Origin of the sequence: Algoriphagus zhangzhouensis, from assembly GCF_900148515.1 — a bacterium.
GTDB classification, from domain to species: Bacteria; Bacteroidota; Bacteroidia; order Cytophagales; family Cyclobacteriaceae; genus Algoriphagus; species Algoriphagus zhangzhouensis.
Window position 1 is genome coordinate 919,150 of sequence record NZ_FRXN01000002.1, and the last position, 13,409, is coordinate 932,558.

A 13,409-nucleotide genomic window follows, 5' to 3' on the forward strand; every position below is an offset into this window, starting at 1 on the left:
TAGGCTAAGAAGAATCCATGAGAGAAGACTATTTGCAGGGAGATGAAGAGCATTTGAGCCCGAAGGATCGGGAATTTGAAAGAGCACTTCGTCCATTGAGTTTTGAAGATTTTACAGGTCAGGCAAAAATTGTCGAGAATTTGCGCGTATTTGTATTAGCTGCCAAAAGGAGAAATGAGCCTTTGGATCATGTCCTGCTGCATGGTCCTCCGGGATTGGGCAAAACTACCTTAAGCCATATCATCGCCAATGAGCTTCAGGCAGGAATTAAAATCACTTCAGGTCCAGTTTTGGATAAACCTTCTGATTTAGCAGGCTTGCTGACGAATTTGGAGGAAGGCGATGTACTTTTTATTGATGAGATCCACCGATTGAACCCTATTGTGGAGGAATACTTGTATTCTGCGATGGAGGATTTCAGAATCGATATCATGTTGGATTCAGGGCCGAATGCCCGCTCAGTTCAGATTTCTTTGAGTCCATTTACTTTGATTGGAGCGACTACCAGATCAGGATTGCTGACATCTCCATTGAGAGCAAGATTTGGAATCAATTCCCGATTGGAATATTACGATGCTAAGCTCTTGACAGATATCGTGTCTCGATCCTCTGGGATTTTGGAAACTCCAATTGAGGAAGTTGCAGCTTATGAAATCGCCAGAAGGAGCCGTGGAACACCCCGTATTGCAAACATGCTTTTGAGAAGAACCAGAGATTTTGCTGAGGTCAAAGGAGACGGAACGATCACTTTGGATATTGCCAAAATAGCTTTGAATGCACTTGATGTGGATGAAAATGGGCTGGATGATATGGATAACCGAATATTGACGACCATCATTGAGAAATTCAAAGGTGGGCCAGTTGGTTTGGGAACAATCGCCACAGCATGCGGTGAGGAAGCAGAAACAATCGAGGAAGTATACGAGCCCTTTTTGATTCAGGAGGGCTATATGAAAAGAACTGCCAGAGGTCGAGTTGCGACAGAATTGGCATATAAACATTTGAATATCAAGCCTAACTCCGGGACAGGGACTTTGTTTGAAGGCCTCTAATTCCCATTTCCTCTGGAAATTAAAAGGGCAAGGTTGAAAGAGAATTTCAACCTTGCCTTTAATTTTTTAGAATTGATTTTGACTAAATCAGCTGATTTTTTCAGCAGCATCTTTATCCATAAACCAGATCAGTTTTCCGCTTGTGGGATTGACCATGCTGGCAGGATAAGAATTGAATTCTCCTTCCCTTTTGATGACCTCACGAACCTTCTCTTTCTTGCTGGCTCCTGTTACCAAAAAGGCTACTTCTTCAGCTTGATTAATAATACGTCCGGTGATTGTCACTCGTTTTTGTCCTGAGTCAGGATGAGTAGCAACTTTACAGTTTCTAGAAGAATCCCATAGGTAAATGGAATTTGGGAAAATGGATGCTGTATGTCCATCATCTCCCATTCCCAAAATTACTAGGTCGAATTGAGGGATTCCTTTTTCCAGTGGAAGGGTGTTTTCTAGGACTTCTCCATATCGAACAGCCTCCTCCTCAGGATCATTTTCTCCCAAAACTCTGAAAATATTCTCATCAGGGATTGAAATTTTAGAAAGCAGATGATCCACAGTCATTTTGTAGTTACTCTCCGAATCTGTTGGAGGGACACACCTTTCATCTCCCCAATAGAAATAGATTTTATTCCAATCGATCTCTGTTCCGAAATTCTCAGCCAAATAGTCAAAAACTATTTTAGGGGTACTTCCTCCAGACAATGCCACGTGAAGCTTTTCTTTGGTTTTAGCCAATTGGGCAAAGTATTCCGAAAAAGTTTTAGCTACTTCCTGCTTGTTTTCCAAGACTTGGATTTCCATGATGAGGTATTTTTATTTTTTAATCAATTAACACAAAACGCAGAACCCTGACTCATCTGTCAAAAGATCTCCTGGGTTCCTCCAACCAAAGCTATCTTCGATCAAATCGTCTGAATTTCTAGGTCCCCAAGTTCCTGCCGCATATCCGTAAGTATTGACAGCCGGATGATTTTCCCAACAGTTCAGAATAGGATCCACAAATCTCCAAGCAGCTTCTACTTCATCCGCACGGGCATAAAGCGTGGTATCGCCTTGCATTGCATCCAAAAGCAATCTTTCGTAGGCATCCATTACTTGAGCAGAATCCAAATCAGAATAATAAAAATCCATATTTGCCTGCTCCACATGGAAGCCTAGACCTGGCACTTTCACGCCGAATTTCAACAAGATTCCTTCGTCTGGCTGGATCCTGATGATCAATTTATTGTCTTTTCTATAGACATCCTGACTCTTGAACACCTCGTGATGAGGAGTTTTAAAGTGAATGACTATTTCAGTCACTTTAGTTGGCATTGCCTTTCCAGTTCTCACATAGAACGGAACGTCTTTCCATCTCCAGTTGTCCACAAAGAACTTGATGGCAGCGAAAGTCTCAGTTGTAGATTCTGGATTTACACCAGTTTCTTCACGGTAGCCTTTTACTTTCTTTCCATTGATCGTAGAGCTTACATATTGGCCTCGAAGTGTATTCTTGATGATGGTTTCTTCATCCTTCATGATTCTAATTGACTTCAAAGCTTTCACTTTTTCATCACGAATCTCTTCAGGATCAGCGCTAATTGGCGGCTCCATCACGATCAAGGATACTATCTGAAGCAAGTGACTTTGGAACATGTCACGGAAAGCACCAGATTTATCATAATAACCACCTCTTTGCTCTACGCCTACGGTTTCAGCATTAGTGATTTCGATATGATGGATATATCGGCGATTCCAAAGGGGTTCAAAAATCGAGTTGGAGAATCGGGTTACCAGTAGATTTTGGACTGTTTCCTTACCTAGGTAGTGATCAATTCTATATACTTGCTCCTCGTGGAAATAAGTGTGAAGACCTTGATTCAACTCCTTTGCAGACTTCAAATCATACCCAAACGGTTTCTCCACGATAATTCTTTTCCATCCTCCATTTTCTTGAGTCAATCCCTGGTCATGAAGATTTTTGGCGATGGTTTCATATAAGCTAGGTGGTGTAGAAAGGTAGAAAATTAGATTTCCCCCAGTCTTATAGTCCTTATCCAGCTCATTAATTCTTTTAGCAAGCTTTTCGTAGCTAGTATCGTAAGCAGTCCCTAGATCTTCATAGAAAAGCTTATCAGCAAATTTCTGAATGAATTCAGGATCCTCTTTAGCTATTTTATCTTTTAAAAATTCACTTTCTAAAACGACTTTAGACCTGAATTCCTCGCTGTCCATATTGCTACGGCTTACCCCTAAAACCACAAAATTTTCAGGTAAATGGCTTCCTTTATAGAGGTTGTAGATTGCAGGAATCAGTTTTCTGGCCGTCAAATCACCCGAAGCTCCAAAAATGATTAGCATTTGGTTTTGGGTCTTTTTCATGAAGTCAGTAGAGTTAATAGGGAGTAGTCCAGAAAATCATTTTTGGACTGGTTATGAATACTTTTTTGGAAAAAAGCGCGCATGCTCCGCAGGATGAGTTAATTTTGAATTTGAAGCCGTAAAAATAGGGCTTATTTATTTTAAACTCGCGCAACAAAAAAAGAATGCTACAGGAAATTGTAGCTAGAATAACATCATGGAGCAAAAAGATTTCGATTTTGGATTGGTTGGTCTGGGAGTCATGGGCCGAAATTTTATCTTAAATGTCGCTGACAATAAGTTTAAGGCTTTTGGTTATGATTTAGATCCTGAAAAAGTTTCAGCATTGATTGAAGAGGGAGGAAATCCTGATCAGGTGAATGCAACCTCAGACTTGAGCACTTTCGTAGGAGCTTTGTCTACTCCAAGAAAAATCATGCTTTTGGTCCCTGCGGGCAAAATCGTAGACCAGGTGATCGAAAGTTTGTTGCCGCATTTGGACCAAGGAGATATCATCATTGATGGTGGAAACTCGTTCTACACGGATACGGATCGCAGAGAAGCCTATTTGAAAGACAAAGGCTTACACTTTTTTGGATCTGGTGTCTCTGGTGGTGCCAAAGGCGCAAGAAGAGGTCCGAGTATCATGCCAGGCGGAGACAAGGAAGCTTATGAGCATGTAAGACCAATTTTCGAAGCTGTTGCTGCTAAATATAAAGGTGAGCCTTGCGTAGCTTATTTGGGACCGAAGTCTGCAGGTAACTATGTGAAGATGGTTCACAATGGAATCGAATATGCCATGATGCAGTTGACATCAGAGATCTATGATTTGTTGAAAAAATCAGCTGATCTAAGCAATGATGAGTTGCATGAGGTATTTTCTTCTTGGAATCAAGGACGTCTTCAATCCTTTTTGGTTGAAATCACTTCTGAGATTTTCCTTCAAAAGGATGATTTGACTGATGCTCGCTTAGTCGATATGATTTTGGACAAAGCAAAGCAAAAAGGAACTGGGAAATGGACATCTCAAAATGCAATGGATTTGGGTATTCCTGTACCGACCATCGATATGGCTGTCAGTATGCGTGAGATTTCAGCATTGAAAGATGAGCGAGTGAAGGCTGACGAATTGTACGATAGACCTGCTGTACAGCATATTGAAAAGGCAGAATTGATTGAGCTTGCTGAAAAGGCATTGTATTTCTCTTTTATCCTTTCTTATGCTCAAGGCTTGAATCAATTGGCTGAAGCTTCCAAGGAATATGGTTATGAGTTAAATATGTCTCAAATCGCCAAAATTTGGAGAGCTGGATGTATTATCAGAGCTGGATTGTTGGCAGATATCGCTGATGCTTTTGAGGCAAATCCAGGTTTGACGAACCTTTTATTGGCACCTTCATTTGTAAAACAGGTTCAAGAAACTCTTCCTGCTGTTCGTGAAACAGTGGCTTTTGCTGCAAAAAGCGGGGTTCCAGTTCCGGGACTATTTTCAGCCTTGAGTTATTTTGATGCCTTTACTTCAAGCAAGTTGCCATTGAACTTGATCCAGGCGCAAAGAGATCATTTCGGTTCACATACCTATGAAAGAATTGACAGAGAAGGAATTTTCCACACCGAGTGGGGAGCTTGAGAAGTTTGCAGGGATCAGTCTCAGTAGGCAGAAAAAAGGAAGTCAAAAATTTGGCTTCCTTTTTTTATCCTACTTTCAGTTTGAGTTCTCCTTGTCTTTTGACAACCTTGAGATCAAAGAACTGATTGATAAATGCTTTGCAGTGATTTTCTGACCATTCGGCTCTGGATTCGGTATCAAACAAAATAGTCATTCTCAGCATGGTCTTTACATATTGCTCATGCTGTCCCAATTCTTGAACGTATTTGATGAAAGACCTTTCCCAATCTTCCTTGAACTTGTCAAAGTGAGATCTTCCATCAAATAATAATTCCAATTGATTGTCTCCATGTTTGTAGCGGTATACTCCACAAAGTTGGCGATAGATCATTCGGATTCTTTCAACCGGGTATTCATTGGTATCCAAGATCTTAGCGTAAGTTTCATCCATCAATTGCAATGGATTGTACAAAAAAGTATAGGATCGCTTCAACTCATAAACCATTTGCTCCAAAAGCTCTTCTTCCATGACAAACTGAGCTTGTCTTAGAATATAGTTTTTGTCTAATGGAAAGAGTTTTTCGATCATCTTGGATTTTTCTAATCCACAAAAATAGGGAATTACTTTAAAAAGAGAATGGAGATTAAGAGAAAAGAGATTCTGAAGGAGATTTAAAGTATTCTACGGATTTTTATTGTTTAAGTGCTCTTTCTTTAAATAATAGATAAAACCATTAAGGACCTTGAGTGATTCAAGAACCATTTCACGGAATTTTAAGTAGGTTTCATTTGAAATATAATTTTCATCTTTTGCCTCTATCAAATGGTCCAATAACTCTGAAATTGACCCTCTGGCATTGTAATAAAATTTATTCGAATCCAGAAAATGATACCTTCCCCAACCTTCTGCAATATTTGCAGTTGATGACCTAGCTGCTCTTAAAATTTGGGATTTGAGATCATATTTTTCTGAATTTGGAATAAGAGGTAAAACCTTAATTTTTAATTCCTTTTTTAAAGCATATACAAGCTGCCAGCACTTTAGGTTTTCAAAAGTTTCAGACCTATCCATAAAAATTGGGGATGTAGATTCAATTAAAACTAATAAAATAATTATATAGTTTTAAACCTTTAACATTAATATCTAATCTCCATTCTCTAATCTCTTAATCTCGTATTCTCTAATTCAGATTTTACCAATCTGCCGGCCTCTTTGCTTGGTAAGCTGCCATCTGATCCAATAATTCCACAGGATCATCCGAAACGATCAGCAACTCTTCTTGCTCCGGATAAAGAAATCCTTCCTCCATAGCATGATTCAAGAAGTCAATCAATTTGTCGTAATAGCCATTGATATTATATAGCGCCAAAGGCTTTTGGATATAGTGCAGTTGGTTGAGAGTCATGATTTCAAAAAGCTCTTCCAAGGTGCCGATCCCTCCAGGCATAGCGATAAAACCATCCCCTCTTTCAGCCATTAGCCATTTTCTGTCTCTCATGGTCTCTACCACGATCAATTCAGTACATCCCGTATGAGCAACTTCTCGATCCACGAGCTTTTGGGGAATGATACCCAACACCTCTTTTCCTGCAGATAGGAGTTCATCCGCAATGATGCCCATCAGCCCAACTCTTCCTGCGCCATAGACCAAGGAATGATCTCGTTTGATCATTTCTTGAGCCAATGCTCTTACACCTGATTCATACACTGATGAATTTCCCGTTCTTGACCCACAATAGACCGTTATTTTTTTCATGAGGATTGGTTTTTGCCTTTACTCGAAATTAGCTGTTTGCGGCTATTCCCCAAAATTTGAAAATTAACAAGACTTTATTTTTTGACTATTTTTGAACTATGAAAATTTGCTTTGCTACCAACAACAAGAAGAAAATAGAAGAGGTGAAGGCCGCCTTGGGTTCAGAGTTTCAAATTGTTTCACTTGAAGATATTGGTTGCCATGAAGAGCTGCCTGAGACTGGTGATACATTAGAGTTCAACGCTTTTCAAAAAGCTCGTCATGTCAAAGATCATTATGGAGTGGATTGTTTTGCCGATGATACCGGACTTGAAGTGGAGGCTTTAGATGGAGCTCCTGGTGTTTATTCTGGTAGATATGCTGGGGAGCCTAGATCAGATGAGCGTAATATTGACAAATTACTCGATAGCATGACAGGCAAGGAAAATCGTCAAGCGAGATTCCGAACTGTTATAGCACTTCTATTAGATGGAAAAGAATATCAGTTTGATGGAATAGCTAAAGGAGAGATTTTGGATCACAGAGTTGGTGAAAAAGGATTTGGCTATGATCCGGTTTTTAGGCCTGAAGGCTATGAATTGACTTTTGCAGAAATCAGTCTGGAGGATAAAAACAAAATTTCCCATCGTGGAAAAGCCGTAAAAGCATTGGTAGAATTCCTTCGCCAAAGAAAATTCTGAAAAACGCCTAAAAAAAGTTTTAACTTTGTGCTCATGCAAAAACCTTTCATCGTAGGCATTACAGGCGGATCCGCCTCTGGGAAAACATTATTTTTGGAGCGACTGCTTAGTACTTTTGAGCCAGGTGAGGTTTGTTTGATCTCTCAAGACAACTATTATAAGCCTCGCCACATGCAGCCGGTCGATGCCCAAGGTGTGCATAATTTTGATACTCCGCATAGCATTGATTTTGAAGCTTATGCTGCAGATATTCGAAAAATTCAGGCAGGAGAAACAGTAGAGCGTGAGGAATATACATTTAATAATGCCTCCAAAAAGCCTAAAATGCTCACTTTCAATTCTGCTCCAGTAGTGGTTGTGGAAGGCATTTTTGTTTTATACTATCCAGAGTTGGCGGATCTATTGGATTTGAAAATTTTTATTGATGCAAAAGATCATATCAAGCTTAAAAGAAGAATCATTCGAGACAAAGTAGAGAGAGGCTATGATCTGGATGATGTTCTTTATCGCTATGAGATGCATGTGATGCCAACCTACGAAAAATACATTGAGCCATTCAAAAGTGATGCAGATCTGATCGTTCCAAACAATCATGATTTTGATAAGGCGCTCGATGTAGTACGATCTTATTTGCGCTCAAAATCAGGTAAATAGGAAAAAATACCTCTAAAACAGCTTGAGTTTCAAATATTGGCTATATTTGCGGCGCATGAGTTCCAAGAAATCAAATAGCAAATTAATCCAACAGCGCATTGCAGTGATGCTGGCGTTATTGCTATGCTTCTTTATTTCTTCGGTAGAATACTCATCACTTGAAGAGACTGTTCAAACTGAGCAACACAGTGATTCTGATCAGAATCAGACATTTCTAAATGTAGCTGTAGATGCAGTAGTGCCTTTCGCAGTGCATGTTTCTCATTCAGTTTTCTATTTGATTTATGAAATCATCAGTTTCGAGCCTACTTCTTTTGTAGCCGATATGATTTCTATTCCCCAGCCCAATCAACTGGGAGAAATACTTTTTGAACGGATTATATCCACTAAGGGGCCCTAAACTCACTCTTTTTCCTGCCTAATTAATTTAGCATGCTGCGTTGCAGTAATGCCTTCTCGTGTATTCTCAATAATAATTTAATATCTAATTCCTATGCAAAACAAAGGTGTCATTGTGTTTTTGACAGTTGTGATTACGGCCTTGTGTCTGTATTACTTGTCATTCACATTTGTATCTAATGGCATCCAGCAAAAAGCAACAGCTTATGCGACGGATGCTTCTGGCAATGTTGATTTTGGCCAGAGAAGAGCTTATCTAGATTCCATCTGGAGAGAGCCAGTTTACAATTTCCTAGGTGCTGATTTCACCTATCAGGAAATCAAAGAAACCGAATTGGGTCTTGGTCTTGACCTTCAAGGTGGTATGCATGTTACTTTGGAAGTTTCCCCTGTGGAAATCGTCAAAGGACTTGCTGGTAACCCAAAAGATGCTGGTTTCAATAAGGCAGTTGACGAAGCCAAAGAAGCTTCCAAAACTTCTACAGACAAGTTTGTAAACCTATTCTATTCTGCTTGGCAGGCTAATAACTCTGGAAAAAACCTAAGTAGCATTTTCGCTACAGCGGCAAACAGAGGTAGAATCTCATTGGAATCTTCTGATTCTGAAATTTTAGAAATCATCGATACTGAAGTTGAAAATGCGATTGATCGTTCTTTCAACATTTTGAGAACTCGTATTGACCGATTTGGTACTTCTCAGCCAAACATTCAGAGAATCCAAGGTTCTGGTAGAATTCAGATCGAATTGCCAGGTGTGGATAACCAAGAGCGTGTTAGAAACTTGCTTCAAGGTGTTGCAAAACTTCAATTCTGGGAAGTTGCTGAAGTAAACGAATTGGGTGGTGGCCTTGAGGCTATCAACTCTGCTTGGGTTTCTTCAAATAAGAGTACTTCTGCTTCTTCTGATGAAACTGGAGCTACTGAAGAGCTTTCTACTGAGGACTCCCTAAGAAATGCTTTGGAAGAGCAATTGGCGGAAATTGACCCATTGAATCCAAGTAATGATGTTTCTCCAATCTTCAGCCTATTGTATCCAAACTATGGATTGGCTTATGAAGTGAGAGATACCATGATTATCAACAGAATTCTTAAGAATCCTGATTACAATGTTCTTTTGCCTCGTGATATCAAATTGCTTTGGGGTGTAAAACCATTCACTCCAGAAGGTACTTCTGATGAGGTGTTGGAACTATATGCTATCAAAGCTCCAAGAGGAACAGATGAAGCTCCTTTGGAAGGTGATGTTGTGACTGATGCTCGTCAAGCATTGGATCAAACTTCAAGACCAGCTGTATCTATGCAAATGAATGCAGAAGGTGCCAGAAAGTGGAGAGCTTTGACTGCATCAAACATTGGACGTAGAATCGCTGTTGTATTGGATGACTATGTTTATACTGCTCCAGTTGTAAACGGTGAAATTCCTTCTGGTCAGTCTGAAATCTCTGGTAATTTTACCCTTCAGGAGGCACAAGATTTGGCGAATATTTTGAAGTCTGGTTCCCTACCAGCTCCAACTCAAATCGTAGAAGAAAGCATCATTGGTCCAACTTTGGGTAAAGAAGCTCAAAGCCAAGGTATCATCTCTATGGTTGCCGGTTTGGTAATCGTAGTAGTATTTATGGTTGCTTACTATGCAAAAGGTGGTTTGGTTGCTATCTCTGCATTGGTATTCAACATCTTCTTCATCTTGGGTATTTTGGCTCAGTTGGGAGCAGCATTGACCTTGCCTGGTATTGCTGGTATCGTACTGACAATCGGTATGTCGATTGATGCGAACGTATTGATCTTTGAGCGTATCAAAGAAGAACTTCGAAATGGTGCTGGCCTGATGGCAGCAATCAATGCAGGTTACAACAAGGCTTTCTCTGCAATCCTTGACTCCAACGTAACTACCTTCTTGACTGGTGCGATCCTTTATGCATTGGGTCAAGGTCCTGTTAAAGGATTTGCTATCGTATTGATGATCGGTATTGCATCCTCTTTCTTCTCAGCAGTATTCATCACGAGAGTGATTGTTTCTTGGATGAGCAAGAAAGGTGACAATAGCTCAATCAGCTTTGCTACTCCATTTGCGAAAAACGCGCTTACTGGAATCAACTTTGATTTCTTGAGCAAGCGTAAAGTAGCTTATTTGATCTCTACAGGTATCATCGTAGTTGGTTTGGCTATCGCAGCTATCAGTGGATTGAAATTCGGTGTTGACTTCACAGGTGGTAGATCTTACATCGTAGCATTCGAGCAGCCTGTTGTTCCTTCTGACTTGAAAGTTGGTTTGGATTCTGAATTTGACGGATCTGTGGAGGTGAAAACTTACGGTGCAAACAATGTATTGAAAGTGACTACCTCTTACCTAATCAATGAAGATGATGACGCTTCCAATAAAGAAGTAGAAGAAAAAGTAAAAGAAGGTATCACCAACGTGACAGGAATGACTTTCACAGAGGATGCTGAAAATTTGGGAGCAAATCAATTTGCTATCACTGGTTCTTCTAAAGTGGGAGCTACAGTAGCGGATGACATCAAAGCTTCTTCTGCTGAGGCAATGATCGCAGCATTGATCGCTATCTTCCTTTATATCTTGGTAAGATTCCGTAAGTGGCAGTTCTCTCTTGCTTCTATCATTGCGTTGATTCACGATACTTTGTTTGTGATCGCGGCATTTGCAATTGCTAGTGCATTTGGGGCAACATTCGAAATTGATCAGGTATTTATCGCGGCAGTATTGACGGTGATTGGTTACTCTATTAACGATACTGTGATTGTATTTGACCGTATTCGTGAAAACCTTGAAAATAGAGGTACAGGTAAATTGGTGAAAGTATTCAATGATGCGATCAACCAAACTTTGGGTCGTACTTTGATCACTTCATTTACTACCTTGATCGTAGTACTTGTACTATTGGTATTCGGTGGTGAAGTATTGAGAGGTTTCTCTTTCGCACTATTTATCGGTGTGGTTGTAGGTACATATTCATCAGTTTACATTGCTACTCCTATTGTAGTGGATTTGATGAAAAAGGAACTTGATCAAGAAAAAGAAAAGCAAAAAGCTTAAGACAAGCTGAATTATAAAAAGAAGGCCAGCCCAATTTTGGGTTGGCCTTCTTTTTTGGTATTTATCTTAGAAAAACTCTTAATTCAGGGAGTTTTAATTTTATAAACTTTCCCGTCAAATTTTGTCATCAGGTAAAGTTGACCTGTTTTATCCTGACCAAATTTCAAGTCAACTCTTTTGCAGTCGCAAAGCTCTTTGATAGTCATTTCTTTGCCATTGTAGATGACTTTCCATGATTCCACTTTTGGCTGATCCCCTTTCAAATCACTGATATACAATTTTCCGCCCGGTACATCTCCAAACAAGAAATTGCCTTCTAATTCTCCTGATGGGATAAAGTATCCTGCAATAATTGCATTGAGCTCATCATGATCCAATTGGATCAAAGGATAGGTTGATCCTAATTCTGCATCATCGGCAGGCAATGGGAAAAGATCACTCATATTGCCATATGGGTTAATCAAAAATGTACCTTCACGCTGCGGCCAGCCATAGAATTTACCAGGTTCGATTTTATTCAATTCTTCGATGTTGTGATGGCCGATTTCCGATGCTAATAGCTGACCATCAGGACTCCAAAAGACTCTGTTTGGGTTTCTGAAACCATAGGCATAAACTTCACCTGCTTTGTTAGGATCACTTGCAAAAGGATTGGATGCAGGGATTCCATACTTTCCATTTTTACTGTTTCTTCCGCTTGGGTCAATTCTTAAAATACTGCTCCAAGGGAGTCTTCCTTGATGATCTGGAATAAAGGCAAAACCATTTTCTGCACTGCCTCCATCTCCTACACCGACATACAAAAGCCCATAATCCTCATCCCCTGGCTTTGACTTAGGATTGAAAGCCAATTCCTGGACACCATGGATTTGAGTCGGGACGTCTATTCTGAAAAATTCTCTTCCCTCTCCGACATATGGAGTTCCTTTTGGATTATTAGTTTTCCATTCTGTCAACACCCATTGCATCTTGACAGGAATACTGTCTGCATAAGCAAAATCCGCAGGAGCTGTTCCACCAGGTACTGTGTGAGAGGTGTAAAGTATTCCATTATTCACAAAATCTGGGTGAAAAGCCCAGCTTCCAAAGCCTGTAGCAAGTCCGGGCTTGGAGACCATTTCTGGTCTTAGTTTTTTGAGATTGAGGTATTCAACTGGCTTGCCATTGATGATTTCATACATCACCCCATGCTGATCTTGGAGGAAAGTTCTTCCAAAAACTGGTTCGGATTCCAGTTTGGTGATTTTCGCAAGTGGTGTAATTGTGTCTGTTGGAGGTACCTGAAAGAAAAACTCCAATTCCATCCGAATTCCTGAATCGACTACAGAATCCGGGATGGGATCTTCAATTTTATCAGCACTTTGCTCAACGGCCTTTTTCTCATAAGTATGTAGGTAGCTGAGAATTTGATCCATTTGTTCATCTCCTAGGTTAGGAAAGGCGGGCATATAGGTTTTGTATGCAGCAAAAGTTGCTTTTGCTCTTTCATCACCTGATTCAATGATCTGTGTTGGATTCTTGATGAAATTCTTGACCCATTCGGAAGTCATTTCATGAGTGACTCCACTAAGATTTGGACCGATAGCATTTTGGGTAAAATTGTGGCAGGCGGCGCAGTTTTGCTCAAAAAGAGACTTGCCTGCTGTGATTTGTTCCTGGTCTGTGGAAATGTCCCAACCGGGATTTTTTTCTCCGGAACATGCCGCAAAAAGGGCTAAGGCAGGAAGAAAAAATTTTACAGAATTTTTCATAATAGCTAATTAATCGATTTTCCGAATCGATCAAAATCAAAAGCTATTGGAATTAAATGAAAATGCGGAATTGATTTCGAATAGCAGATCTCCATCAACTATTCAAAGGCAA

Annotated in this window: 12 protein-coding genes; 6 read left to right on the forward strand and 6 right to left on the reverse strand. The window is 40.0% G+C overall.

Translation table 11 applies throughout. From position 1 onward, the window contains the following. Window positions 1-17 precede the first annotated feature (17 nt). Complete coding sequence (ruvB, locus tag BUF13_RS09940) at window positions 18-1,052, forward strand: Holliday junction branch migration DNA helicase RuvB (protein WP_073571608.1); 1,035 nt, start codon at window positions 18-20, stop codon at window positions 1,050-1,052. Window positions 1,053-1,139: 87 nt separating this feature from the next. Here ruvB and pgl read toward each other — a convergent pair whose 3' ends face one another. Together pgl and zwf are read right to left on the reverse strand one after the other, a co-directional pair. Further along, window positions 1,140-1,853 carry a 6-phosphogluconolactonase gene (gene pgl, locus BUF13_RS09945; protein ID WP_073571609.1) on the reverse strand — a complete coding sequence of 238 codons (714 nt, stop codon included), beginning with the start codon at window positions 1,851-1,853 and terminating at the stop codon, window positions 1,140-1,142. 27 nt (window positions 1,854-1,880) lie between these two features. Then, window positions 1,881-3,413 (reverse strand): glucose-6-phosphate dehydrogenase, encoded by a 1,533-nt coding sequence (gene zwf / locus BUF13_RS09950; RefSeq protein ID WP_073571610.1) that lies wholly within the window; start codon window positions 3,411-3,413, stop codon window positions 1,881-1,883. A gap of 196 nt (window positions 3,414-3,609) precedes the next feature. On the opposite strand from zwf, the gene gndA reads away from it, so the two are divergent. Beyond that, a complete protein-coding gene (gene gndA / locus BUF13_RS09955; RefSeq protein ID WP_073571611.1) occupies window positions 3,610-5,022 on the forward strand; it encodes an NADP-dependent phosphogluconate dehydrogenase in 1,413 nt (470 codons plus the stop codon). A gap of 64 nt (window positions 5,023-5,086) precedes the next feature. Here the strand turns inward: gndA and BUF13_RS09960 are convergent, their stop codons facing one another. The 3 genes from BUF13_RS09960 to BUF13_RS09970 all read right to left on the reverse strand — a co-directional run bounded on the left by BUF13_RS09960 (window position 5,087) and on the right by BUF13_RS09970 (window position 6,758). Next, window positions 5,087-5,590: a hypothetical protein gene (locus BUF13_RS09960; protein ID WP_073571612.1), complete on the reverse strand. Its 504-nt coding sequence runs from the start codon at window positions 5,588-5,590 to the stop codon at window positions 5,087-5,089. Between the two features lie 93 nt (window positions 5,591-5,683). After that, complete coding sequence (locus tag BUF13_RS09965) at window positions 5,684-6,073, reverse strand: four helix bundle protein (RefSeq protein WP_073571613.1); 390 nt, start codon at window positions 6,071-6,073, stop codon at window positions 5,684-5,686. 121 nt (window positions 6,074-6,194) lie between these two features. Beyond that, entirely contained in the window at window positions 6,195-6,758 is a 564-nt protein-coding gene (locus BUF13_RS09970) for an LOG family protein (RefSeq protein ID WP_073571614.1), read from the reverse strand. 98 nt (window positions 6,759-6,856) lie between these two features. Between BUF13_RS09970 and BUF13_RS09975 the strand changes: the two genes are divergently transcribed. The 4 genes from BUF13_RS09975 (at window position 6,857) to secDF (ending at window position 11,546) form a co-directional block, all read left to right on the forward strand. Beyond that, on the forward strand, window positions 6,857-7,438 hold the full coding sequence (locus tag BUF13_RS09975; protein ID WP_073571615.1) for a non-canonical purine NTP diphosphatase: 582 nt from the start codon (window positions 6,857-6,859) through the stop codon (window positions 7,436-7,438). A gap of 33 nt (window positions 7,439-7,471) precedes the next feature. Then, window positions 7,472-8,092 carry a uridine kinase gene (udk, locus tag BUF13_RS09980; RefSeq protein ID WP_073571616.1) on the forward strand — a complete coding sequence of 207 codons (621 nt, stop codon included), beginning with the start codon at window positions 7,472-7,474 and terminating at the stop codon, window positions 8,090-8,092. Between the two features lie 55 nt (window positions 8,093-8,147). Further along, on the forward strand, window positions 8,148-8,492 hold the full coding sequence (locus BUF13_RS09985; protein WP_073571617.1) for a hypothetical protein: 345 nt from the start codon (window positions 8,148-8,150) through the stop codon (window positions 8,490-8,492). A gap of 93 nt (window positions 8,493-8,585) precedes the next feature. Continuing rightward, on the forward strand, window positions 8,586-11,546 hold the full coding sequence (secDF, locus tag BUF13_RS09990) for a protein translocase subunit SecDF (RefSeq protein ID WP_073571618.1): 2,961 nt from the start codon (window positions 8,586-8,588) through the stop codon (window positions 11,544-11,546). An 83-nt stretch (window positions 11,547-11,629) separates the two neighbouring features. Here the strand turns inward: secDF and BUF13_RS09995 are convergent, their stop codons facing one another. Continuing rightward, complete coding sequence (locus tag BUF13_RS09995) at window positions 11,630-13,297, reverse strand: PQQ-dependent sugar dehydrogenase (protein ID WP_073571619.1); 1,668 nt, start codon at window positions 13,295-13,297, stop codon at window positions 11,630-11,632. Between the last annotated feature and the right edge of the window lie 112 nt (window positions 13,298-13,409).